This window comes from Nonomuraea sp. NPDC048892, assembly GCF_040649735.1.
GTDB lineage: Bacteria > Actinomycetota > Actinomycetes > Streptosporangiales > Streptosporangiaceae > Nonomuraea > Nonomuraea maheshkhaliensis.
Genome location: NZ_JBEZFZ010000012.1, coordinates 93958 through 116052, shown reverse-complemented (window position 1 = coordinate 116052; position 22095 = coordinate 93958). Strand labels below are relative to the sequence as shown.

Genomic DNA, 22095 nt, shown 5'->3' with positions numbered 1-22095 from the left:
GTGCACGTGCCGGGCCCCGTTGGCAAGCGCGTGGTTACGACTCGTTCTCCGAGCGGCCGTTGCGCCAGTACCCCATGAAGGCCACCGCCCGCCGGTCCAGCCCCCGTTCGGCGACCAGGTGCCGCCGCAGTGCCTTGATGACGGCGGCCTCGCCGGCCAGCCAGGCGTACAGGGGGCCGTGGTCGGTGGCCTCCTGCGGCACCTCCCACAGCTCGTCGGCGTCGACGTCCACGTCGTCGAAGGTGTCGGGGACGGGCAGCGGCGGCAGGAGGCGTCCGGCGGCGGTCTTGACGGCGGGGATGAGTTCGGCGCCGCGTGCGCCGCCGTTCCTGGGCAGCCAGGTGATCTTGACGGAGGCGGCCGTCTCCACCGGCAGGACGTCGTCGGAGCAGGGCACCTCCATGAACACCTCGCCCGACAGATGCGCGGGCAGCCGCTCCAGGACGGCGCAGATGGCGGGCACGGCGGTCTCGTCGCCGGCGATGAGGACGCAGCCCGTGCCGGCGGGCGGGTGGAACTCCAGGCCGCCGTGGCGCTCCTCGTAGCGGGCGTCGGGGCCGTACAGGGCGGCGACGTCGCCCGGCTGCACCTTCTCGGCCCAGCGGGCGACGGGGCCGCCGTCGGGGTGCATGACCACGTCGACGTCCACCTCGGCGGCCTCGGGGCGGACGAGCCTGGCGGTGTAGGTGCGCATCGGGTTGCGCCGGTCGTCGCCGAGCTGGCGCCAGCGGGGGTACCAGTCGGGGCCGGTCGGCAGGTGGGCCAGGCCGTGCTCGGGGAGGGGGAGGATGAGCTTGAGCCGCTGGTCGAAGCCGTTGTCGGCGAACTGGTGCAGGTCGTCGCCGGTGAAGGTCACCCGCAGGAACGACGGGCTCAGCCTTTCGAGGCGCTCCACTCGTACGTCGAACATGCGAAAAGGCTGGGTCATCCCCGGAGTCTCCCGTCTAGATTAGGTGAGGCTAACCTAAAGGATCGCGGCGATTTAGGCCAGTTGCAGCCGCTTGCCAGGCGTTACGGCATGGAAGAGCCGTTCCGGCCCTCCGAGCCCGTTTCTGGAGGGGCTCCGCCATGGCGCGGGCGAGATCGAGGGCGATAGCGTCGGAGCGCTGAAGACGTGACAGGCGCAGGCCGGCGAGCCGGCCCGCCCCAGATTGGAGCCCCTTTGTCCCCCGTGATCCTCTCCGCGGCGGGCGCCGCGCTGGTGCTCGACGACTCCGGCCCCGGCCTGCCGCGGGTGCGGCATTTCGGCGCCGCCCTCGGGCCGCTCGACGCTCCCGTGCCCGCCGCGGTGATGGCGCCCGCGTTCGCCTCGCCCGCGCCGCCGTTGCTGCCCGCCCAGGGGGACGGCTGGTACGGCCGGCCGGGCCTGTCCGGCGTCAGGGACGGCGAGCACTGGCCGGTGCGGTGGAGCGTGGAACGGCTGGAGGTGCCGGCCGAGCCGGGCCCGGGCGGCACGGTGACCGTGACGGCCGCCGACGCCAGGGCCGGGCTGAGCCTGGTGAGCGAGCTGGTCATGGACGAGAGCGGCCTGGTGCGGATGCGGCACGCGGTGACGAACACCGCACCGTCGCCGTACCGGGTGCAGGGGCTGGTGTGCGCGCTGCCGGTGCCCGCGCGGGCGGGTGAGCTGCTCGACTTCACCGGCCGGTGGGGGCTGGAGAAGGTGCCGCAGCGGCGCGAGTTCGGCTACGGGGTGTGGTCCAGGGAGAACCGGCGCGGCCGCACCGGGCACGACGCCACCGGCCTGCTGGTGGCGGGCACCGGAGGGTTCGGTTTCCGTTCCGGCGAGGTGTGGGCGGTGCACGCGGGGTGGAGCGGCGGCCACGTGCACTACGCTGAGCGGCTGCCCGAGGGCGTCGCGCTGCTGGCCGCGGGTGAGCTGCTCGAACCCGGCGAAGTGGTGCTGGCGCAAGGGGAGACCTATCGCACGCCGTGGGTGTACTTCGGCTGGTCGGGCACGGGGCTCGACGACGTGAGCGCGCGCGTGCACGATCATCTGCGCTCCCGCCCGCTGCCCGTGCGGCCGGTGACGCTGAACAACTGGGAGGCCACCTACTTCGACCACGGTCTCGACCGGCTGCTGGAGCTGGCCGACCGGGCGGCGGCGGCCGGGGTCGAGCGGTTCGTGCTGGACGACGGCTGGTTCCGCCACCGCCGCCACGACCGGGCCGGCCTCGGCGACTGGTACGTGGACGAGGACGTCTGGCCGGACGGCCTGCACCCGCTGGCCGACCGGGTGCGCAAGCTGGGCATGCAGTTCGGCCTGTGGTTCGAGCCCGAGATGGTCAACCCCGATTCCGACCTGGCCCGCGAGCACCCCGACTGGATCCTCGGCCGGCCCGAGCGCACGCCGCCGCCGCACCGCAACCAGCAGGTGCTCGACCTGGCCCGCCCGGAGGCGTACGCGTACCTGCTGGAACGCATCGACGCCCTGGTCGGCGAGTACGCGCTCGACTACATCAAGTGGGACCACAACCGCGACATCGCCGAGCCCGTGCACGACGGCGCGCCCGGCGTGCACGCGCAGACCCTGGCCACCTACCGGCTGCTGGACGAGCTGCGCGCCCGCCACCCCGGGCTGGAGATCGAGTCGTGCTCGTCCGGCGGCGCCCGGATCGACCTCGGCATCCTGGCCCGCACCGACCGGGTGTGGACCTCCGACAGCAACGACGCGCTCGACCGGCAGGCCATCCAGCGCTGGACCGGGCTGCTGGTCCCGCCGGAGCGGCTGGGCTGCCACGTGGGCGCGCCGGGCGACCACGTGACCGGCCGTTCGCTGCCGCTGGCCTTCCGTGCGGCGACCGCGTTGTTCGGGCACATGGGTGTGGAGTGGGACCTGACCTCGGCGAGCGAGGCCGAGCTGGAGGAGCTGGCGACCTGGATCGCGCTGCACAAGCGGCTGCGGCCGCTGCTGCACGCGGGCCGGGTGGTGCGCGCCGACCATCCCGACCCGTCGGCGCTGCTGCACGGGGTGGTCCTGCCCGAGCGGGCGGTGTACGCGTACGTGCAGCAGGTCTCCCGCCTGGACATGGCGCCCGCGCCGCTGCGGCTGCCCGGCCTCGACCCCGCCGCCACCTACGAGGTGCGCACGGCGGGTCCGGCGCCGGAGCGCGCGGTGCTGCCGGAGTGGGCCGCCGCCCCGGTGCGGGTGCCCGGCGCGGTGCTGGCCGAGCTGGGCCTGCCCGCCCCGGCGCTGAGCCCGGCGTCGGCGCTGATCGTCGAGCTCGAACGGGTCTGACGCGCGCCCCGCCCCCTGACCGGGGGCGGGGTTGTCATGATCGGCACAGCGTTCGCGTAGGGTCTGCCCCTAAAATGCCGGTCATGCGTCTCTCCGCCCTCGTCGCCGTTCTCCTGTGCGCGACGCTGTTACCGGCCCACACCGCGCAGGCGTCCGCGTACCCCATCCGCGACCGCGCCCTGACCGCGAACAAGCTGTACGGCAGCGGCAAACTCGAACCCACCGAGTGCCCCGAGCGGAAGATCGAACCGGACAACGTCACCCAGGCCAAGCGCTACCTGCAGGCGGTGCTCGACTGCCTCAACACCTCGTGGGGCACCCACCTGGCCCGCGCCGGCCTGCCGTTCAGCAAGGCGAAGATGGGCTTCATCACCAAGCCGCGGCGCTTCTGCAGCAGCTCGTGGGGCAGCGCGTCGGGGGCCTACTGCGCGCGGGAGAAGCGCTTCCTCATCCTGCTGGACGACGACCTGCTCGAAGTGACCTCCGACCTGTTCCTGTTCAGCCTGGCCGCGCACGAGTTCGCGCATCACCTGCAGAACGTCACCGGGATCAACCACGCGTTCGAGCAGTATCCGTACAAGGGCAAGAAGGAGCTGAACGAGCAGTTCCGCCGCAACGAGCTGCAGGCCGAGTGCCTGGGCGGCGTCTTCATCGGCAGCGTCTGGGGCTCGCTCGACCGCGACGGCGACGACTGGGAGCAGCTGCTCGACATCAACCGGCACAGCGGCGACGAGCAGTCGAAGGTGCGCGACCACGGCAAGGGCCGCAACATCGCCGCCTGGCTGGACAAGGGTTTCCGTGCGGTCTCGCCGGCGGCGTGCAACACCTGGACGGCGCCCTCCCAGAAGGTCTCCTAGCCGGCCGAGCCGGGGCGGCGGCGCCCGCCGCCCCGCAAACGCCGCCTACCGGTAGCCCTTGGCCAGCACCTCCCGCGTCTGGCGGGTGATCTGGGCGGCCTGCTCGGGCGCGAGGGCGGTGCGCGGCGGGCGGCAGGGGCCGCCCCTGCGCCCGGCCAGGTCCATCGACAGCTTGATGGACTGCACGAACACCGTCTTGGAGTCCCAGCGCAGCAGCGGGTGCAGGTCCCGGTAGAGGGGCAGCGCCTTGGCCACGTCGCCGGCCACGGCCAGCCGGTAGAGCTCGACGGTGGCGCGGGGGATCATGTTCGGATATCCGGCGATCCAGCCGACCGCGCCGGCGACGCCGAGTTCGAGCAGCACGTCGTCGGAGCCGATCAGCAGGTCGAGGCCGGGCGCGCGCTCGGCGATCTCGTACGCCCTGCGCACGTCCCCGCTGAACTCCTTGACCCCGACGATCAGCCCTTCGTGGTGCAGCTCGGCGAGCAGTTCCGGGGTCAGGTCCACCTTCGTGTCGATCGGGTTGTTGTAGGCGACGACCGGCAGCCCGGCCTTGGCCACCTCCCGGTAGTGGCCGACGACGGCCCGGCGGTCGGCGCGGTAGGCGTTCGGCGGCAGCAGCAGCACCGACGAGGCGCCCGCCTCGGCCGCCTGCTCGGCCCACCGCCGCGACTCGGCCGCGCCGTAGGCGGCCACGCCCGGCATGACGTGGAAGCCCTCGGGGGCGGCCTCGACCGCGGTGCGCACCACGCGGGCGCGCTCCTCGTCCGTCAGCGTCTGGTACTCGCCGAGCGAGCCGTTGGGGCAGACGCCGTCGCAGCCGCCCTCGGCCAGGAAGCGGACGTGCTCGGCGTAGCCGTCGTAGTCGACGGACAGGTCGTCGTGGAAGGGCAGCGCGGTCGCGACGTGCACGCCGTGCCACACGGGGCGGGTCATACGTTCTCCTTGTTCCAGTTCTCCAGCCCGGTCGCGTCGATGGGCAGCGCGGCGGACAGGTTCTCCGCGCCGTCCTCCGTCACGAGCAGGTCGTCCTCGATGCGCACGCCGATCCCGCGCAGCTCAGGCGGGACGGTCAGGTCGTGGGCGTGGAAGTACAGTCCCGGCTCCACGGTCAGCACCATGCCGGGCGCCATCCGCGCGCCCTGGTAGGCCTCGTACCGCGACGAGGCGCAGTCGTGCACGTCCAGGCCCAGGTGGTGGCCGATGCCGCAGATCAGGTAGCGGCGGTGGTGCTGGCCGTGCTCCGACAGCGCCTCGTCGACCGACACCGGCAGCAGGCCCCAGTCGTGCAGGCCGCGCGCGATGACCTCCATGGCGGCGTGGTGGAAGGCGGTGAACGGGCGGCCCGGCGCGACCTGCGCCAGCCCGGCCCGGTGCGCCCGCTCCACCAGGTCGTGCACCTGCCTTTGGGCGGGGGAGAAGGCCCCCGAGACGGGGAAGGTGCGGGTGACGTCGGCGGTGTAGTGGGCGCGGGTCTCCACACCCATGTCGAGCAGCAGCAGCTCGTCGGGAAGGACGGGGCCGTCGCAGCGGACCCAGTGCAGGGTGGGGGCGTGCGGGCCGCTGCCGACGATGGAGGCGTAGCCGGGGCCGTTGCCGTACGTCCTGGCGTAGCGGTCGAAGGTGCCCTGCAGCCAGCGCTCGCCGCCGCCCGCGACGGCGGCGGGCACCTCGGCCAGCACGGCGGCGAAGCCCTCGACCGTGCGGTCCACGGCCTCGCGCAGCTGGGCGACCTCCCACTCGTCCTTGATCATGCGCAGCTCGGCCAGGACGCGCCGCACCTCCTGCGACGGCTCCGCCCCGCCGGCCATGAGGGTGCCGGCCATGAGGGTGCCGGCCACGAGGGCGCCGTCCGGCGGGCCGGCGAAGTCCGGCAGCGGCAGCACCTCGGCCCCTAAGGCGGCCGACCACTCCGCCAGGGACGGCGACGGGCCCACCCACAGCTCGCCGTAGGCGGCGTCGGCGAAGAAGCCGGTGTCGCCGGGGCGGGCCGGCGGCGGCAGGTACACGGTGGCGGCGCCGTCGCGGACCACGGCCACCGCGTTCTCGGCCACGCAGCCGGTCAGCCAGTAGAAGTCGCTGTCGACGCGGAAGTCGTAGGCGGTGTCGTTGCTGCGCACCGGGGCCCGGCCGGCGGACACGACCACGGTCGTGCCGGGCAGCGCCTCGGCCAGGCGGGCGCGGTGGGCGGCGGACGCCCGCGCCGCGCCCGGCACCAGGCCGGGGGTGCGGGCGGGGGCGTCCCAGCCCTGCGCGATGTAGGCGGCGAACGCGGGGATCTCCGCCAGCTTGGGCAGCCTGCCGTCACTCACTGGTGATTCCTCCTCCGATGTCGCGTACGAGCGCGCTCAGCCGGGCGAAGACGCGTTCCTCGCCGATGCCGTCGTGCTCGTACTCGTTGGTGACCCAGGCCTGGGCGTTGCCGACCCTCGCGGCGGTGTCCAGTTGCAGGCCCGAGTCGACGTACATGTCGTCGTAGTAGACGGCGGCGGCTAGCGGTACCTCGTTGGCGGCCAGCCGGTCGAGGTCGTACAGGGCGGGCCAGTCGTCCCGTTCGGCGAGCAGCTCCACGGCGGGACGGAACGGGCGCAGCGCGCGGATCTCCTCGAACATCCAGGGATAGATCATCTCGCCGGTGAACAGCAGCGGCCTGGCGTCCTCGGCGAAGGCGGGGTGGCGGGCGCGCTCGCGCTGCGCCGCCCACGCGGTCGCGCCGGGCCCCGAGCCGTAGATGCTCTCCTGCAGCGCGGCGAACAGCGGGTTGTCGGCGTAGGAGGAACGGGTCAGCACCTGGTGCAGGAACGTCTCCGGCAGCCGTCCCTCGTCGTCCGGCGTGGCCTCGTCGAGCAGCCAGTGCATGCGCTCGTAGCCGGGCTTCATGCCGAAGTCGATGCCGAGCGACTGCAGCCGCCGCACGGTGAGCCGGTCGCCGTCGGGCAGCAGCACGCCGCCGCCGGCCAGCAGATCGGCCAGCTTGCCGGTCGTGTCCGCGTGGTGCGGGTAGCGGCGGTAGAAGGCGGCGTTCTTGGCCGCCACCCGCGGGTAGGTGCGCCGGTAGACCTCCTCGGCGTCCGGGTCGAGCGCCGGCAGGCCGCCGGTCACGTAGCAGGCGCTGAGCCCTTCCGGCGCGTACGACAGGTACGTCAGCGTCAGGAACCCGCCGTAGCTCTGCCCGAGCGTCGACCAGCGCCGCCCGCCGAAGACCTTCTTGCGGAAGTGCTCGGCGTCGGCCACGATCGAGTCCGCCCGGAAGAGGGCCAGGTGGTCGGCGCCCTCCTTGGCGCCGAGCGCGCTCATCACCCGCCCGTCGAGGCGGGAGCTGCGGCCGGTGCCCCGCTGGTCGAGCAGGATCACCCGGTAGCGCTCCAGCGCCTGCCCCAGCCAGCCCGCCGTGCCGACGGGCCGCGGGCCCTTGCCGCCGGGCCCGCCCTGGAGGTAGAGCAGGCACGGCAGGTCCTCGCCGTCCCTGGCGGGGTCGACGAGCTCGCGGGCGAACACCGTGATGGTCGCGCCGGGGTCCGTCCAGTCCAGCGGCACCCGCTCGACGTGGTCGCGCACCCGCATCCCGGGGATCGTGTACGTAGCGGTGATCAAGACCTCTCCTTCCTGCGGCGGTCCCACTCCGGGTCGATGCGCGGGATGGCCGCCAGCAGTGTGCGCGTGTACTCGTCCCGCGGCTCGCCGAACACCTGGGCGCTGTCGCCCAGCTCGACGATCCGCCCCTTGCTCATGACGGCCACCCGCTGGGCGATCTGCCGGACCACGGCCAGGTCGTGGGCGATGAACACGTAGCTGAACCCGCTCTCGCGCTGCAGCCGCCGCAGCAGCTCGATCACCTGCGCCTGCACCGACACGTCCAGCGCCGAGACGGCCTCGTCGCAGATCACCAGCTTGGGGTTGACGGCCAGCGCGCGGGCGATGCCGATGCGCTGGGCCTGCCCGCCGGAGAACTGGGCGGGGTAGCGCAGCGAGTGGTCGGGGTCGAGCCCGACCCGCTCCATCAGCTCCTTGGCGTGCGTCCTGCGGCTCCCGTCGGGGGCGATGCCCTGGTAGTCCAGCGGCGCCATGAGGATGCGCTCCACCGTGTGGCGGGGGTTGAGCGAGGAGAACGGGTCCTGGAAGACGACCTGGACGTTGCCGCGGAAGCGGGCCAGCACGGGCCCCTTGGCGCGGGTGACGTCCTCGCCGTCGAAGTGCAGGGAGCCCTCCGTCGGGTCCAGCAGTTTGGCGATCATGCGGGCGGTCGTCGACTTGCCGCTGCCGGACTCGCCGACCACGGCCAGCGTCTCGCCCAGCCGTACCTCGAAGCTCACCTTGTCCACCGCCGTGAACTCGGCCCTGGCGCCCAGGGGACCGCGCGCGACGAACCGTTTGGTCAGGTTCTCGGCCCGTAGCAACGGCGTCATGCGCTCACCTCATCGTCGATGCGCGGGATGCTGTCCAGCAACATCCGGGTGTAGTCGTGGCGGGGTTCGGCGAAGACCTGCTCGGCGGTGCCGTACTCGACCTGCTCGCCCCGGCGCAGCACCAGCACGCGGGTCGCGATCGAGCTGATCACGGCCAGGTCGTGGGTGATGAACACCATGCCGGTGCCGCTGCTGCGGCGCAGGTCGGCCAGCAGGCGCAGGATCTGCGCCTGCACGGTCACGTCCAGCGCCGTGGTCGGCTCGTCGGCGATGAGCAGCTTCGGCCCGCACACCAGCGCCATGGCGATCATGACGCGCTGGCGCTGGCCGCCGGAGAACTGGTGCGGGTAGTGGTCGACCCGCCGCTCCGGCTCGGGCAGGCCCACCTGGGCGAGCGCCTCGATCGCGACCTTGCGCGCGTTCCCACGTGACTTGTCGCGGTGCGCCCGGTACATCTCCTCGATCTGCAGCCCCACCGTGTAGTACGGGTTCAGCGACGACAGCGGATCCTGGAAGATCATCGACATCTGGTCGCCGCGCAGCCGGCGCAGCTCCCGGTCGGGGCGGCCGAGCAGTTCGGCGCCGTCCAGCCGGACGCTGCCGCTGGTCCTGGCGCCCTTGGGCAGCAGCCCCATGATCGCCAGGCTGGTCATGGACTTGCCGGACCCGGACTCGCCGACGATGCCGACGGTCTCGTCCCGGCCGACCGTGAAGGACACGTCCTTGACCACGTCCACCGGGCCGCGCGTGGTCGGGAAGGTGATCGTGAGGTCCTCCACCACAAGCAGGTCGCTCATCGGGGCGTGATCCTCACTCTCGGGTCCAGCCTCGTGTAGACGAGGTCCACCACCACGTTGCCGATCACCACGAAGAACGCCGCCAGCAGCGTCACCGCCATGATGACCGGCTGGTCGTTCTTGGCGATGGAGTCGGCGGCCATCTTGCCGACCCCGTTGAGGCCGAACACCGTCTCGGTGATCAGCGCGCCGCCGAGCAGCGCGGCGAAATCCATGCCGAAGATCGTCGCGATCGGCGTCAGCGCCGGTCGCAGCGCGTGCCTGCGCATGGTCAGGGCCGGGCTGAGGCCCTTGGACCTGGCCGTGCGCATGAAGTTCTCCGCCAGGGTGTCGATCACGTTGGCTCGGGTGAGCCGGGCGTACAGGCAGGCGTAGCCGGTGGCCAGCACGATCCACGGCATCAGGTACGACTGGAACCACAGCACCGGATCGTCGCCGAACGCCACGGCCTGCGGGAACGGCAGCACCTGCAGCTGCACGACGAGCACGTACTGCAGCGCCAGCGCCAGCACGTAGTTGGGGATGCTGGAGCCGCCGAGCGCCAGCCCCATGGCGGTGCGGTCCCACCAGGTGCCCTCCTTGACCGCGCTGAGCAGCCCGGCGAGGATCCCGAACAGCAGCCACAGCACCGCCGCGCCGATCGCTACCGTGGCGCTGACCGGCAGCCGCTCCACCACCATGTCCATCACGGACTGGTTGGTCTGGAAGCTGTAGCCCAGGCACGGCGCGGCGCAGTGCACCAGGTTCGCGCCGTGACCGTAGTCGCGCCCGGCGAAGATGCCGCCGAGGAAGCCGGTGAACTGCGTCAGGAGCGGCTGGTTCAGGCCGAGCACGTCCCTGATCTGGTCGATCCGCTCAGGTGTGCACGTCTTGCCGCAGATCATCAGCGCCGGGTCGGGCGAGAGCGTGAAGAAGATGAGGAACGTGAACAGGCACACCAGGAAGAGGATCAGCACCACCCCGGCGAGCCGTCCGGCCACGTAACGCGCCATCAGGACGCCTCCCCCGCGTCGAAGGCGGCCCGCAGCCGGTCCCCGAGCACCGTCAGCGACAGCACCGTCAGGAACAGGAACAGGCCGGGGATCGCGAAGTACATCGGATCGACGGCGTACCAGCCGACCGAGCTCGCGATCATCTGCCCCCAGGACGGCGTGGGCGGCGCCACGCCGACGCCGAGGAACGACAGGCCCGCCTCGGTGCCCACGTAACCGGGCACGGCCAGGGTGGTCATCACGATCAGGGAGCTGCGCAGGTTCGGCAGGATCTCCTTGAACACCAGCGCCCCCGTGGAGGCGCCCGAAGCCCGCGCGGCCTCCACGAACTCCCGATTGACCAGCGTCATCGTCTGCCCGCGCACGACCCGCGCCAGGTACGGCCAGCCGAACACGCTGATCACCACGACCAGCAGCACCGACCGGTCGCCCTGCGGCAGCGACGACAGGATCGCGATCATGAAGATGAGCGCGGGGAAGGCCATCAGGAAGTCCATGACCCGGCAGATCACCTGATCCGCCCAGCCCTGGTAGAAGCCGGCCAGCATGCCCAGCACCACGCCGAGCAGCGTGGTCAGCGCGGTGGCCGCGGCCGCGATGAGCAGCGAGACGCGGGCCCCGTGGGCGATGCGGGCCAGGATGTCGCGGCCGTTCTGCGGTTCGACGCCGAGCAGGTGCTCGGCGCTGATCCCGCCCAGCGACCCGCGCGGGATCCCGCCCAGGTCGGTGTTGACGGCGGCGGTGTCGAATTCGTTGGGTCCGTGGCCGGTGACCGCGCTGATCAGCGGCGCGCACACCGCCATCAGCACGATCAGCGTGAGGTACACGGTGCTGAGGACGGCCGCGCGGTCGCGGAGCAGCGCGGTGGCGACGCGCCGGCCGGAGGTGGCGGGCGCGCCCGCCACCTGCTGCGGATGAGCTGCGACGGTCATCTACTTCGTCGGCTTCGCCAGTCCGACGGAGACGAGGTCGATGCCGCCGGAGAAGGCGCTCGACAGGTACGCGCCAGCGATGTTCGACCCCGTGACCGAGACCACCTTCTCGTAGGCCAGCGGCACCATCGGCGCCTGCTCCATGATCTGCTTGTCCAGCTCGCCGTACGCCGCGTTGGCCGCCTGCACGTCGGGCATGACCGCGATCTCGTCGATCCTGTCGTTGATCTTCTTGTCGTTGATCTGCGCGAGGTTCTGGTTGCCCTTGGCGGTGATGTTGCGGCCGTCGAACAGCGGCGGCAGGAACGTGGCGCCGGAGGCCCAGTCGGGGCACCAGCCGGTGATGGCCGCGTCGTGCTGCTGCGCGGGCGTGCCGATCACCTCGTAGAAGGTGGAGGTGTCAATGTTGTTGATCTTGACGGTGATGTTCGCCTGCTTCAGCGCCTCCTGGATCGCCACCGCGGCCGCCTGCATCTTCGGCACCGGCCGGGTGTCCAGCGTCAGCTCGAAGCCCCCGGCCAGGCCCGCCTCGGCCAGCAGCTTCTTGGCGGTCTCCACGTTGCGCGGGTACAGGTCGTAGTCCGCCCGGCCGACGATCGTGGGCGGCTGGATCGAGGTGCCCTTGAGCGCGAGCTGCGAGCCGCCCAGCGCGGCGACCACGGTGTCCTTGTCGACCGCGTAGTTGATCGCCTGGCGCACCTTGACGTCGTCCAGGTTCTTCTTCGTCATGTTCAGCGACATGTACGTGGTGCAGCCGCCGAGCCCGCTCAGCGTGCGCGACTTGATCTGCGGCGCCTGCACTCTGGCCACGGTCGCGGCCTGGATGGCCGGGGTGCCCATGATGGCGTCGGCGTCGGCGCCCTGACCGGCCAGCATGCGCTCGTCGATGGTGGCCGCGTCCAGCCCGAACGTCCACTCGAAGGAGTCCGGCCTGGCCTTGCGGACGGGATCGGTCTCGGCCTTCCAGTACGGGTTGCGCACCAGCTTGAGCGAGGCGTTGCGCTGGTAGCTCTCCAGCTTGTACGGCCCGCTCGCGATCGGCTTGGTGTCGAACGCGGCCGCCGCCCCCGTGCCCTTGGGGAAGGGGATGAAGTTGGGCTGCGTCAGCGCGCTCGGGAAGTCGGGGAAGGGCTTCTTCAGGTGGAAGACGACCGTCTTGGCGTCGGGGGTCTCGATCGTGTCGAGGTCGCCGTCCTCGTACGGGCCCTTGTAGCCCTTGGGCGCGTCCAGCAGCAGCTTCCCGTACGGCGAGCCGATCCCCGCCTCCGGGTCGAACGCCCGCGAGGCCCCGAACTTGACCGCCTCGCTCGTGATCGGCGTGCCGTCCTCGAAGAACACGTTGTCCTTCAGCGTGAACGTCCACGTCTTGGCGTCGTCGGACGGTGTGCCCGTGTCGGTGGCCAGGTCGGCGACCACCTTCGTGCTCTCCTCGCCGGGACCGGCGCCGAACGTGGTCAGCCCCCGGTAGATGAGCCGGTAGAAGTTGTTCACCCCGCCGTCCCAGCCGCGGACCGGGTCCAGGTGCGAGAAGTCCGCGTTGGCCAGGACGTGCACGGTGCCGCCCGTCGCGGCGGCCGACGCCGGCCCGCTCGGGCCCCCGCCGGCGGGCGCGGCGCCGCCGCCACCGCACGCCGCGAGCGCCAGCACGCCGGTCATGGTGACGCTCGCAAGCGCCGCCGATCTCCTCATGTCGCCTTCTTTCCGTCGGTGGTACGGGTCCTGACCCAGACCCGCATGGCTTCGGGGCCGCGGTTGCCCCACAGGAAGTACGGGACGAAGGTCGCCGTGACCGCCGTCTCCGTGGTCGCCGCCCGCTCCAGCGGCAGTTCGGGGTAGAGCTCTTCCGAGGGCGGGGGAGCGGCGCCGGCCGTCACGTCGAGCACGACGGCCTCCTCGCGCCGCCCTGCCTTCGCGCCGGCGACGTCGGCCACGCCGACCACCAGGTCGTCCACCGCCGCCGACGGGCTGTCCTGCTGCTCGACGCAGTAGACCAGCGGGCCGCGGGCGAGGCCGAGCGCGCCCCTGGTGGCGTCGAGATGGGGGTGCGAGCCGTGGGCGCGGACCGGCATCGGCAGCGTGAGCCGCACCTCGTCGCCGGCCGCCCAGCGCCGCTCGATCGAGAGCCAGCCATCGGCCGCCCCTTCGACGGGGGTGGGGTGCGGTTCGCCGTTGACCGTGACCGTCGCGCCGCGGGCCCAGCCCGGCACGCGCAGCACGAGCCCGTACGGCTCCTCCGGCGCCCGCCCGACGGTCAGGCGCACGTCGCCGTCCCACGGGTAGGAGGTCTCCATCGTCACGTCGAGCCGCTCGCCGGCGATCCTGGCCGAGGTGTAGCAGGCGATCAGCAGCGCGCCGTCCCGCTCGGCCGCCACATAGTCGGCCAGCTGGGCCATCCAGCGCACGATGTTCGGCGGGCAGCATGGGCAGCCGAACCAGGCGCGCCGCAGCGGCTCCCCGCCGGGCTCCGCGCCGCTGCGCTGCGCGTGGTCGGGGCGGCGTTGCAGCGGGTTGTCGTAGAAGAACGCCCTGCCGTCCGCCGACAGGCCCACGGCGTAGGCGTTGTAGAGCACGCGCTCGAACACGTCGAGGTACTTGGCGCCGCCCGTGGCCAGGAACATCCGCCAGGCCCACTGCATGACCGCGATGGCCGCGCAGGTCTCGCTGTAGGAGCGTTCGGACGGCAGCTCGTAGCGGTCGCCGACGGCCTCGTCGGAGTGGCGGCTGCCCAGCCCGCCGGTGAGGTAGAGCTTGCTCGCGACCATGTCGTCCCAGAGCCGCTCCAGCGCCGCGAACAGCGACCGGTCGCCGGTCTCCAGGAAGACGTCGGCCGCTCCGGCCGCCAGGTACGCCATCCGCACCGCGTGCCCCGTCACCGACGGCAGCTCGCGGAAGGGCACGTGGTCCTGGAAGTAGTCGCCGGGGAAGATGCTGTGCTCGATCTGGCCGGTGCCGCGGCGGTCGACGAACGTGGCGGCCAGGTCGAGGTAGGCGCGCACGCCCGTCTCCCGGTACAGCTCGACCAGCGCCATCTCCACCTCGGGATGCCCGCACAGGCCCCGCTCGGCGAAGCGCTCCACCACCAGGTCGGCGAAGCGGCGGGCCACGCGCAGCAGCCGCTCGTCGCCCATCCGGCGGGCCGCGGCGACGGCGGCCTGGATGAGGTGGCCCAGGTTGTACAGCTCGTGCCCCCAGGCCAGGTCCTCCCACGGCTTCTTGGCGGCCGCCGGGTCCTGGAAGAAGGAGTTGAGGTAGCCGCCCTCGGCCTGGACCCGCTCCAGCAGGCCGACGACCTCGTCGTAGAACTCCCGTACCGGCTCGCCCGCCCGCTCGTCGCCGAGCTCGTAGGCCAGGCCCTCCAGGGTCTTGTACAGGTCGGTGTCCAGGAAGGGGTAGCGGCCCCGGTAGGGGGCGGGGTGCTCCTCCAGGAGGCGGCTCAGGTTGGCGACGTTGCCCGCCGCGCGGAGCTGCTCGATGGTGTGCGGGACGGTGGCCGCGCTGTTGCGGGCCTGCCAGTGGTGTAACAGACCACCGGTGATGCGCGCTCCCGGCACCGGTCGTACGGCCCCGGAGGCCGTGCGTACGGCTCCGGCCAGGGCCTTGACCTGCTTAGACGTCATGAATCTTCCCAGTAATGTGTGGCATTGCACTGAACCTTAGGTGTCAGGGAGGTGTGTTGCCAAGAGTTGGAGTGCGACAGAAAACGGTCGTAACCGCCCCGGAACCTGAGGTGGCGGCGGCGGAAACGGGCGGCGGAAACCGGGCGGCGCCGGCGCCCGCCGGCTGAGTAGATTTGCGCCGTGAAACGCGTATCCGTGGTGGGCAACTCCGGTTCCGGCAAGTCGATGTTGTCCTCGGCGCTGGCCGGGCGGCTCGGCGTGCCCTGGCTCGAACTCGACTCGATCTTCCACATGTCCGGCTGGGAGCCCCGGCCGGAGGAGGAGTTCCGCGCCGATGTCGAGCGGTTCACCGCCGCCGACGGCTGGGTGGTGGACGGCAACTACTCCGGCGTGCGGGACCTGGTGTGGTCGCGCGCCGACACCGTGGTCTGGATCGACCTCCCGAGGCCCACCGTGATGCGCCGGCTGCTGGTCAGGACCCTGCGCCGGATGGCCACCGGCGCCGAGCTGTGGAACGGCAACAAGGAGTCCTTCCGGTTCCTGCTCGACAAGGACGAGTCGATCCTGTGGTGGGCGTGGCGCCAGCATGCCGTCTACCAGCAGCGTTACGCTCAGGCGAGCGCCGATCCGGCCAACGCGCACCTGAGGTTCGTCCGGGTCGCCTCCTCGGCCGAGGCGACTCGCGTACTGGCGACTGACAGAATTTGAAATCTGTCAGTCCAACGGGCATACTTCTTGCATGAGAACTCTGGGAACCGACGGCCTGGCCGTGTCCGACCTCGGGCTCGGCTGCATGGGCATGACCGACCTCTACGGGCCGGCCGACAAAGCCGAGGCGATCGCGACCATCCACGCCGCGCTCGACGCGGGCATCACCCTGCTCGACACCGGCGACTTCTACGGCGTGGGCGCCAACGAGCTGCTCATCGCCGAGGCGCTGCGCGGCCGCCCGCGCGACGCCGTGCGGATCAGCGTGAAGTTCGGCGCGCTGCGCGACCACGACGGCGCCTGGAACGGCGTCGACGGCCGGCCGGTCGCGGTGAAGAACTCCCTCGCCTACACGCTGCGCCGCCTCGGCACCGACCACGTGGACGTCTACCGGATCACCCGGGTCGATCCGGCCGTGCCCATCGAGGAGACGATCGGGGCCATCGCCGAGGAGGCCGCCAAGGGCCACGTGCGCCACATCGGGCTGTCCGAGGCCGGGGCCGACACCATCCGCCGCGCCCATGCCGTGCATCCCATCAGCGACGTCCAGATCGAGTACGGGCTGCTGTCACGGGGCATCGAACGGGAGATCCTGCCCGTCTGCCGCGAGCTCGGGATCGGCGTGACCGCGTACGGCGTGCTGTCGCGCGGGCTGCTGAGCGGCCACTGGAGCAAGGACCGCGAGCTGAGCGCCACCGACTTCCGCGCGCACGCGCCGCGCTTCTCCGGCGACAACCTCGCCCACAACCTGGCGCTGGTGGAGGCGCTGCGGGCGGTCGCCGAGGACAAGGGCGTCACGGTGGCGCAACTGGCCATCGCCTGGGTACTCGCGCAGGGTGAGGACATCGTGCCGCTCGTCGGCGCGCGCAGCCGCGAGCGGCTGGCCGAGGCGCTGGGCGCGCTCGACGTGCGGCTGAGCGCCGGCGATCTGGCCGCGATCGAGGCCGCCGTGCCCGCGGGCGCCGCCGCCGGCGACCGGTACCCGGAGTTCATGCAGGCGGACCTCGACAGCGAACGCTGAGCGGAACATCCCTGGAACGAGCGCTGTCCCGTGCTGAGCAGGCCCTGGGCGGCGCTAGGGTTGGCCGATGCACATCGACGAGTGGCTGCAGGCGATCCCCGCCGGATGGCTGTACGCGACGGTCGCGCTCGTGATCGGGTTCGAGAGCCTCGGGATCCCGCTGCCGGGCGAGATCGTCCTGGTCAGCGCCTCGATCCTGGCCTCCAGGGGCGTCGTGGACCCGGTGTGGGTGGGCGTGTGCGCGAGCGCCGGCGCCATCGTCGGCGACTCGGCCGGATACGCCGTCGGGCGCAAGGGCGGCGCGCCCATGTTCGCCCGGCTCGGGCGGCGCTTCCCCAAACACTTCGGCCCCCGCCACGTGGGCAGGGCGGAGGAGTACTTCCACCGCTTCGGCATGTGGGCGGTGTTCTTCGGGCGCTTCATCGCCCTGCTGCGCATCCTGGCTGGGCCGCTGGCGGGGGCGCTGCGCATGCCGTACTGGAGGTTCGCGGTCGCCAACGTGCTCGGCGGCATCGTGTGGGCGGGCGGCACCACCGCGGTCGTCTACAGTCTCGGGCTCGTCGCCGAGAAGTGGCTCAAGGGCTTCTCCTGGGCGGGGCTCGTGGTGGCCGTGCTGTTCGGCGTCGCCACCACCCTCTACCTCAAGCGCCGCGCCGCCCGGGTAGTGGGTGCGGACGACGCGGAAGACGGCACAGGGGACGACCTAGAAGACGACGCTGGGCCTCAGCGCTCGATGAGCGTGACCTCCAGCGAGTAGTGCGAGGCCCGGTAGACGTGTGAGCCGTGCTCGACCGCCCGGCCCTGGTCGTCGTAGGTGGTGCGGAGCATCGTCAGCAGCGGCGCGCCCCGGCGCTCCTCCAGCAGCCGGGCCTCGGCCTGCGAGGCGGCCCGCGCGCCGATGCGCTGGTTGGCCACCCGCATCCGCACGCCCGCCCCGCGCAGCAGCTCGTACAGGCCGCGGCCTTCGAGGTCGGCGGCGGTGAGCTTGGCCAGGCCCGTCGGCAGCCAGTTGTGCAGCACGGCCAGCGGCTCGCCCGCCGCGAAGCGCAGCCGCTCCAGGTAGAGGATCTCGGAGCCGACCGGCACGCCGAGGATGGCGGCGATCTCCTCCTCCACCGGCCGCGTGTCGAGGGCCAGCACCTGTGTGGCCGGCTCCTGGCCCGCCCTGCGCAGGTCGTCGTAGAGGCTGGTCAGCTCGACCGAGCGCTTGACCTGCCCGTGCACCACCTGCGTGCCGACGCCGCGCTTGCGCACCAGCAGGCCCTTGTCCACGAGATATTGGATCGCCTGGCGGATCGTGGGCCGGGACAGGCCGAGCTTGTCGGCCAGCAGGATCTCGTTGTCCAGCCGCGAGCCGGGGGCCAGGTCGCCCCGCCGGATCGCCTCGGCGATCTGCTCGGCCACCTGGAAGTAGAGCGGCACGGGACTGGATCGATCCAGGTCGATGGCCAGGTTCGCGGTCATGCTGATCAGCTTAACGCAGGTCAGAATGTCCTGACAAATGAGTCATGTAGCATTCAAGCGTGTGCCGCGGCCGCGCGGCAGGTAGAGGAGACGGCATGGATGCGACCGACCTGCTCGACACCGCCTGTGAGGCGGCCCGTGCCGTCGGCCCCCAGTTGCGCGCCGCCTTCAGGTCCCGGCCCGAGGTGAGCACCAAACGCGACTTCCACGATCCCGTCACCGAGCACGACCGCGCCGCCGAGGAGAGCATCCGCGCCGTCATCGAGGCGCGCGCGCCGCACAGCGCTATCGTGGGCGAGGAGGGCGGCACCACCGGCTCCGGCGACCTCGTCTGGTACGTCGACCCCATCGACGGCACCGCCAACTTCGCCGCCGGCCTGCCGTTCTTCTGCGTGTCCATCGCCGCCGCCGTGCGCGGGGAACTGGTGGCGGGCATCGTGTACGACCCCGTACGCGACGACGAGTTCACCGCCACCCCCGACGGCGCCTGGTGCAACGGCAAGCCGCTGCGCAGCGAAGGGGCGACCGGCGACCGGGAGGCCATGCTGCTGTCCAGCTACCCGACCCCGCTCGACCTCGACGCCGGCGGCGAGCTCGCGCTGGAACGCTACGGCCGGCTGCTGAGCTCCTTCTCCGCCGTACGCAAGGTCGGCAGCGCCGCGCTCAAGCTCGCCCACGTCGCGGCCGGCTGGTCGGACGCCGCGTACGGCACCAGGTCCAACCCGTGGGACGTGGCGGCCGGGGCACTGCTGGTGCGCGCCGCGGGCGGCGTCTACCTGGGGGATCCGCTGGTCAAGGGGGACTATCTGGCGCACGTGAGCGGGTTCGACCTGGAGTCGTCGGCGCTGGCGGAGGTCGTGCCCCGGTGATCGCAGGGCGGTCAGCCGAGCAGGCCGGGCAGCTCGGTCAGTGAGGTGATGCGCGGGAAACCGGCGGGCGGAGGCTCGGCGCCGAGCCGGTCGAGCCAGACCGAGCGCATCCCCGCCTCCGCCGGCCCCGTCACGTCGTTGCGTACGTCGTCGCCCACCAGCAGCACCTCCCGCGGCTTCAGCCCGAGCGCCGCCGCGGCTTCCTCGTAGCAGGCGGGCGCGGGCTTGAACCGGCCGTCCAGCACCTCGCCGGTCAGCACCGGCCCGACCAGGCCGTCCAGCCCGATCGCGCGGACCTTCTCCTCCTGCATGCGCTGCGTGCCGTTCGTCAGCACCCCCAGCGTGAACCCGCCGAGCCCGGCCAGCGCCTGCGCCACGTCGGGGAACGCGGCCCAGCCCTTGCGATAACGGCCGGCGAAGTCTTCGTAGGCGGCGTCCAGGTCGGCCGGGACCGGAACGGCCAGCTCGGCGCAGAGCGCGGACAGCCGCAGCCGCCGCTGCTCCTGCCACGAGCAGCGGCCCGCCTGCCACATCGCCAGGTACGGCACCTCGAACCCGGCCCACAGCGCGGCCGCCTCACCCAGCCGCGGATGGCCGGGGGAGCGGGCCTCCAGCCAGGCGGTGATGGCGGCGTCGGCGGCGCCGCGGTGGTCGAGCAGGGTGCCGTCCAGGTCGAACAGGATCCCCTTGACGTCCCCGATCACGCCGCCGCCCCGGAGGTGACGCGCGCGGCGATGCGGGTGGCCGTCTCGCGGGGCGGATAGCCGAGCGTGAGGCCGCGCACCGACAGCGGGGCCTGGGCGAAGAGCGCCTCGGCGTCGTCGCACAGCACGTAACGCAGCGCGGGGGAGCAGGAGCGGTGCTCCTCCAGCGCCCGCACCTCCGGCTCGGCCAGCTCACCCGGCAGCGCCTCCCGGTAGTCGGCGATCAGCGCGTCGAGGTCGAACAGTTGCGCGTAACGCTCCGACGTGCCCGCCACCACCCGCACCAGGTCGTCGTCCTCCGTGCGCGCGTGGTAGATCAGGCTCGTCCCGCCGCTCTTGCCGCACCAGCGCAGCGCCTCGTCCGCCGGCAGGGTGAACGCGCCGTACGGCTTGCGCCCGTACAGCAGGGCCTCGGCGATCCACCGGTCGCACCACAGCTCGTCGCGGTACGGCGTCGGCGTGCCGGGAGCGGCGGCCAGGCCCTGGGCCAGCACCGGATTCCAGGCCGACACCATCGGGCTGCTGAACCTGGGCATGCGCGGGCCGCGCCAGCGGCTCAGGGCGTAGCCGTACCAGACGGTCACGACCTCCGTCCTGAGCTTGGGCAGGGGCCGCTCGTAGGTGCCGTTCATGACCTGGCCGCCGTCGGGATGGCGCCAGGGACCCGGGGGGAAGTGCGCGTCTGTGGGGGCCGGAGGAGTCCGGTAGTCGGGATGGAGGATCCACGCGTCCGCCACAGTGTTGAGCCTTTCGGATCGGCGTATGCATGACGTGTCAGGCCATTAGAGTGGCCATCGTGCATCAGCCGTCACTCCCTTGCAAGAGACCAGGTGTAAACGCTGAGTTTTGTCACAGATGGCTGTGACAGACGTATGCAGTTGAGCGTCGTGGCGGCCCGGCTCTGCTCGCTGCGGGCCGCGAGCGGGATGTCGATGGCCGCCGCCGCGCAGGCCGCCGGGCTCAACACCTCCACGATCTTCCGTATCGAGCACGGCCTCGTCGCGCCGCGCGAGGCGACCGTGCGCACCCTGCTGGAGCTGTACGGCCAGGGCGAGCACGCGCCCCGGCTGCTGTCGCTGCTGCGTGAGGAGCGGGTGCCCGGCTGGTACGACGCGCCAGGGGTGCCGCTGGGGCTGTCGGCGTACCTGGAGCTGGAGGACGGGGCGCAGGTGATCTACACCTACGGGCCGCGCCTGGTGCCGCCGCTGCTGCAGATCCCCGCGTACGCGCAGGCCGCGGCCCTGTCGGCCGGACTGCCCGGCGGGGCCGCGTACGAGCAGCCCGCCGACGCGGCACGGCTCGTCGCCGTCCGGCAGGAGGTGCTCGACCGGCCGCGCGGGCCGCACCTGTGGGCTGTGCTCGACCGGCCCGCCCTGCTCGACCCGCCGCTGCACCGGCCGGAGGAGCGGATCGCCCAGCTCGACGCGGTCGCCATGGCCGCCAAGCAGCCGCACATCGCCGTGCAGGTCGCCCGGCCCAGCGCCGAGAGCGGGTTCCTCCACCAGGGGCCGCCGTTCACACTGCTGCGCTTCCCCGAATCGTCCCGGCCCGACGTGCTGGTGCTGCACCTGCTGCACGCCCCGATCGTGGTCGAGGACCGGCGGCGGGTGGAGGAGCACCAGCAGGCGTTCGCGCGGCTGTCGCTGTCGGCCTGCGCCGTGGACGCCACCTCCGGCGTCCTGGACGAGCTACGCGCCACCCTCCTCGGCTGACCGGCCGGCTGAGCGCGGCCGGGCGGCTTTGCGCGGCCGGGCGGACGGGTGCGGCGGGTGGCCGGGCGGCTTATTGCTGCTGGCGGAACTCGCCGGCGCGCCGGACGTGGTCGATCATGATGCGTTCCGCACTGTCGCCGTCGGCCGCCTCCAGCGCGGCCAGGATGCCCTCGTGCGCCTCCAGTTGCGCCTTGACCTGCGTCTCGTCCAGCCACAGCGACGCCTCGGCGGGCACGGGGAAGCTGTTGCGCACCGACCTGGCGTGCTCGCCCAGGAAGGCGGGGCCGCCGATGTCGACGATAGTCAGGTGGAAGCGCCTGCTCCGCTCGCCCAGCCGGTCGTTCCTGCCCTGGGCGGCGTCCTCGGTCATCGAGGCGTGCAGCGCGCGCAGGTCCTCCAGCTGCTCCGGAGTGATCCTGGCCGCCGCCAGCCGCGCGCCCAGGCCCTCGACCACGGCGCGCAACCCGTAGTACTCGGCCAGCGCCTCGTCCCCCAGGTCCACCACGGTCGCGCCGTGATGCGCCTCGTAACTGATCAGCCGGTCCTTCTCCAGTCTGCGCAGCGCCTCGCGCACCGGCGTGACGGAGACGCCCAGGCGCTTGGCCACCTCCCCGGCCCGCAGCGCCGTCCCGCCCGGGATCCGCCCCGTGCGGATCTCGTCGAGCAGCACGCTGTAGACGTAGTCGGCCTTGCTCATGGGCGGCCGCGGCTCGCTGGGTGACATGTCGCTAAGTGTCTCGCATAACGGTCACATGGTTGACCTATGACATATTTCTTA

The 22095-nt window shown here is 72.2% G+C and carries 21 protein-coding genes; 7 read left to right on the top strand and 14 right to left on the bottom strand.

Annotated elements, in window-relative coordinates:
* Nucleotides 1-34: 34 nt before the first annotated feature.
* The gene (locus AB0C28_RS33385) at nt 35-910 is read right to left on the bottom strand and encodes a siderophore-interacting protein (protein WP_357853843.1); all 876 of its coding nucleotides are present in this window, start codon (nt 908-910) and stop codon (nt 35-37) included.
* Nucleotides 911-1162: 252 nt separating this feature from the next.
* Here AB0C28_RS33385 and AB0C28_RS33380 point away from each other — a divergent pair, with 252 nt between their 5' ends.
* Together AB0C28_RS33380 and AB0C28_RS33375 are read left to right on the top strand one after the other, a co-directional pair.
* Nucleotides 1163-3238, top strand: a complete 2076-nt coding sequence (locus tag AB0C28_RS33380) for an alpha-galactosidase (RefSeq protein WP_357853840.1) — start codon at nt 1163-1165, stop codon at nt 3236-3238.
* An 83-nt stretch (nt 3239-3321) separates the two neighbouring features.
* Nucleotides 3322-4095, top strand: coding sequence for a neutral zinc metallopeptidase (locus AB0C28_RS33375; protein WP_357853837.1), 774 nt, complete (start codon nt 3322-3324; stop codon nt 4093-4095).
* Between the two features lie 45 nt (nt 4096-4140).
* Here the strand turns inward: AB0C28_RS33375 and AB0C28_RS33370 are convergent, their stop codons facing one another.
* Genes AB0C28_RS33370 through AB0C28_RS33330 form a run of 9 tightly spaced genes read right to left on the bottom strand, consistent with a single transcriptional unit; the run spans nt 4141 to nt 14839 of the window.
* A complete protein-coding gene (locus tag AB0C28_RS33370) occupies nt 4141-5031 on the bottom strand; it encodes a dihydrodipicolinate synthase family protein (protein WP_357853834.1) in 891 nt (296 codons plus the stop codon).
* Nucleotides 5028-6407, bottom strand: a complete 1380-nt coding sequence (locus AB0C28_RS33365; RefSeq protein WP_358079957.1) for an aminopeptidase P family protein — start codon at nt 6405-6407, stop codon at nt 5028-5030. Before AB0C28_RS33365 ends, AB0C28_RS33370 begins: the two co-directional genes overlap by 4 nt.
* Complete coding sequence (locus tag AB0C28_RS33360) at nt 6400-7689, bottom strand: alpha/beta fold hydrolase (protein WP_357853828.1); 1290 nt, start codon at nt 7687-7689, stop codon at nt 6400-6402. The genes AB0C28_RS33365 and AB0C28_RS33360 overlap by 8 nt, the downstream gene beginning before the upstream one ends.
* Complete coding sequence (locus AB0C28_RS33355) at nt 7686-8501, bottom strand: ATP-binding cassette domain-containing protein (protein ID WP_358079956.1); 816 nt, start codon at nt 8499-8501, stop codon at nt 7686-7688. Before AB0C28_RS33355 ends, AB0C28_RS33360 begins: the two co-directional genes overlap by 4 nt.
* On the bottom strand, nt 8498-9298 hold the full coding sequence (locus tag AB0C28_RS33350; protein WP_357853823.1) for an ABC transporter ATP-binding protein: 801 nt from the start codon (nt 9296-9298) through the stop codon (nt 8498-8500). Before AB0C28_RS33350 ends, AB0C28_RS33355 begins: the two co-directional genes overlap by 4 nt.
* On the bottom strand, nt 9295-10290 hold the full coding sequence (locus tag AB0C28_RS33345) for an ABC transporter permease (RefSeq protein WP_357853820.1): 996 nt from the start codon (nt 10288-10290) through the stop codon (nt 9295-9297). Before AB0C28_RS33345 ends, AB0C28_RS33350 begins: the two co-directional genes overlap by 4 nt.
* A complete protein-coding gene (locus AB0C28_RS33340; protein ID WP_358079955.1) occupies nt 10290-11222 on the bottom strand; it encodes an ABC transporter permease in 933 nt (310 codons plus the stop codon). The genes AB0C28_RS33345 and AB0C28_RS33340 overlap by 1 nt, the downstream gene beginning before the upstream one ends.
* Nucleotides 11223-12911 (bottom strand): ABC transporter substrate-binding protein, encoded by a 1689-nt coding sequence (locus AB0C28_RS33335; protein WP_357853815.1) that lies wholly within the window; start codon nt 12909-12911, stop codon nt 11223-11225.
* Entirely contained in the window at nt 12908-14839 is a 1932-nt protein-coding gene (locus AB0C28_RS33330; RefSeq protein ID WP_357853812.1) for a beta-L-arabinofuranosidase domain-containing protein, read from the bottom strand. Before AB0C28_RS33330 ends, AB0C28_RS33335 begins: the two co-directional genes overlap by 4 nt.
* Before the next feature lie 180 nt (nt 14840-15019).
* Between AB0C28_RS33330 and AB0C28_RS33325 the strand changes: the two genes are divergently transcribed.
* From AB0C28_RS33325 to AB0C28_RS33315, 3 genes are all read left to right on the top strand, one after another.
* The gene (locus AB0C28_RS33325) at nt 15020-15547 is read left to right on the top strand and encodes a hypothetical protein (protein WP_358079954.1); all 528 of its coding nucleotides are present in this window, start codon (nt 15020-15022) and stop codon (nt 15545-15547) included.
* A 31-nt stretch (nt 15548-15578) separates the two neighbouring features.
* The gene (locus AB0C28_RS33320) at nt 15579-16568 is read left to right on the top strand and encodes an aldo/keto reductase (protein WP_358079953.1); all 990 of its coding nucleotides are present in this window, start codon (nt 15579-15581) and stop codon (nt 16566-16568) included.
* A gap of 67 nt (nt 16569-16635) precedes the next feature.
* The gene (locus tag AB0C28_RS33315) at nt 16636-17325 is read left to right on the top strand and encodes a DedA family protein (protein ID WP_358079952.1); all 690 of its coding nucleotides are present in this window, start codon (nt 16636-16638) and stop codon (nt 17323-17325) included.
* Here the strand turns inward: AB0C28_RS33315 and AB0C28_RS33310 are convergent.
* The gene (locus AB0C28_RS33310) at nt 17292-18032 is read right to left on the bottom strand and encodes a GntR family transcriptional regulator (protein WP_346104932.1); all 741 of its coding nucleotides are present in this window, start codon (nt 18030-18032) and stop codon (nt 17292-17294) included. The two genes, AB0C28_RS33315 and AB0C28_RS33310, sit on opposite strands and share 34 nt — an antisense overlap.
* Nucleotides 18033-18127: 95 nt before the next feature.
* Here AB0C28_RS33310 and AB0C28_RS33305 point away from each other — a divergent pair, with 95 nt between their 5' ends.
* Nucleotides 18128-18901, top strand: coding sequence for an inositol monophosphatase family protein (locus AB0C28_RS33305; RefSeq protein ID WP_357853800.1), 774 nt, complete (start codon nt 18128-18130; stop codon nt 18899-18901).
* Nucleotides 18902-18912: 11 nt separating this feature from the next.
* Here AB0C28_RS33305 and AB0C28_RS33300 read toward each other — a convergent pair whose 3' ends face one another.
* Together AB0C28_RS33300 and AB0C28_RS33295 are read right to left on the bottom strand one after the other, a co-directional pair.
* Nucleotides 18913-19605, bottom strand: a complete 693-nt coding sequence (locus tag AB0C28_RS33300; RefSeq protein WP_358079951.1) for an HAD family hydrolase — start codon at nt 19603-19605, stop codon at nt 18913-18915.
* On the bottom strand, nt 19602-20342 hold the full coding sequence (locus AB0C28_RS33295) for a hypothetical protein (protein ID WP_357853795.1): 741 nt from the start codon (nt 20340-20342) through the stop codon (nt 19602-19604). The genes AB0C28_RS33300 and AB0C28_RS33295 overlap by 4 nt, the downstream gene beginning before the upstream one ends.
* A gap of 135 nt (nt 20343-20477) precedes the next feature.
* Here AB0C28_RS33295 and AB0C28_RS33290 point away from each other — a divergent pair, with 135 nt between their 5' ends.
* A complete protein-coding gene (locus tag AB0C28_RS33290; protein WP_358079950.1) occupies nt 20478-21317 on the top strand; it encodes a DUF5753 domain-containing protein in 840 nt (279 codons plus the stop codon).
* A gap of 70 nt (nt 21318-21387) precedes the next feature.
* Here AB0C28_RS33290 and AB0C28_RS33285 read toward each other — a convergent pair whose 3' ends face one another.
* Entirely contained in the window at nt 21388-22041 is a 654-nt protein-coding gene (locus AB0C28_RS33285; RefSeq protein WP_358079949.1) for a GntR family transcriptional regulator, read from the bottom strand.
* Between the last annotated feature and the right edge of the window lie 54 nt (nt 22042-22095).

Coding starts and splice junctions, on each gene's coding strand:
- AB0C28_RS33385 (WP_357853843.1), bottom strand. CDS start 910: ATGTTCGACGTACGAGTGGAGCGCCTCGAAAGGCTGAGCCCGTCGTTC.
- AB0C28_RS33375 (WP_357853837.1), top strand. CDS start 3,322: ATGCGTCTCTCCGCCCTCGTCGCCGTTCTCCTGTGCGCGACGCTGTTA.
- AB0C28_RS33370 (WP_357853834.1), bottom strand. CDS start 5,031: ATGACCCGCCCCGTGTGGCACGGCGTGCACGTCGCGACCGCGCTGCCC.
- AB0C28_RS33355 (WP_358079956.1), bottom strand. CDS start 8,501: ATGACGCCGTTGCTACGGGCCGAGAACCTGACCAAACGGTTCGTCGCG.
- AB0C28_RS33350 (WP_357853823.1), bottom strand. CDS start 9,298: ATGAGCGACCTGCTTGTGGTGGAGGACCTCACGATCACCTTCCCGACC.
- AB0C28_RS33345 (WP_357853820.1), bottom strand. CDS start 10,290: ATGGCGCGTTACGTGGCCGGACGGCTCGCCGGGGTGGTGCTGATCCTC.
- AB0C28_RS33340 (WP_358079955.1), bottom strand. CDS start 11,222: ATGACCGTCGCAGCTCATCCGCAGCAGGTGGCGGGCGCGCCCGCCACC.
- AB0C28_RS33335 (WP_357853815.1), bottom strand. CDS start 12,911: ATGAGGAGATCGGCGGCGCTTGCGAGCGTCACCATGACCGGCGTGCTG.
- AB0C28_RS33330 (WP_357853812.1), bottom strand. CDS start 14,839: ATGACGTCTAAGCAGGTCAAGGCCCTGGCCGGAGCCGTACGCACGGCC.
- AB0C28_RS33320 (WP_358079953.1), top strand. CDS start 15,579: ATGAGAACTCTGGGAACCGACGGCCTGGCCGTGTCCGACCTCGGGCTC.
- AB0C28_RS33315 (WP_358079952.1), top strand. CDS start 16,636: ATGCACATCGACGAGTGGCTGCAGGCGATCCCCGCCGGATGGCTGTAC.
- AB0C28_RS33310 (WP_346104932.1), bottom strand. CDS start 18,032: ATGACCGCGAACCTGGCCATCGACCTGGATCGATCCAGTCCCGTGCCG.
- AB0C28_RS33305 (WP_357853800.1), top strand. CDS start 18,128: ATGGATGCGACCGACCTGCTCGACACCGCCTGTGAGGCGGCCCGTGCC.
- AB0C28_RS33290 (WP_358079950.1), top strand. CDS start 20,478: ATGCAGTTGAGCGTCGTGGCGGCCCGGCTCTGCTCGCTGCGGGCCGCG.
- AB0C28_RS33285 (WP_358079949.1), bottom strand. CDS start 22,041: ATGTCACCCAGCGAGCCGCGGCCGCCCATGAGCAAGGCCGACTACGTC.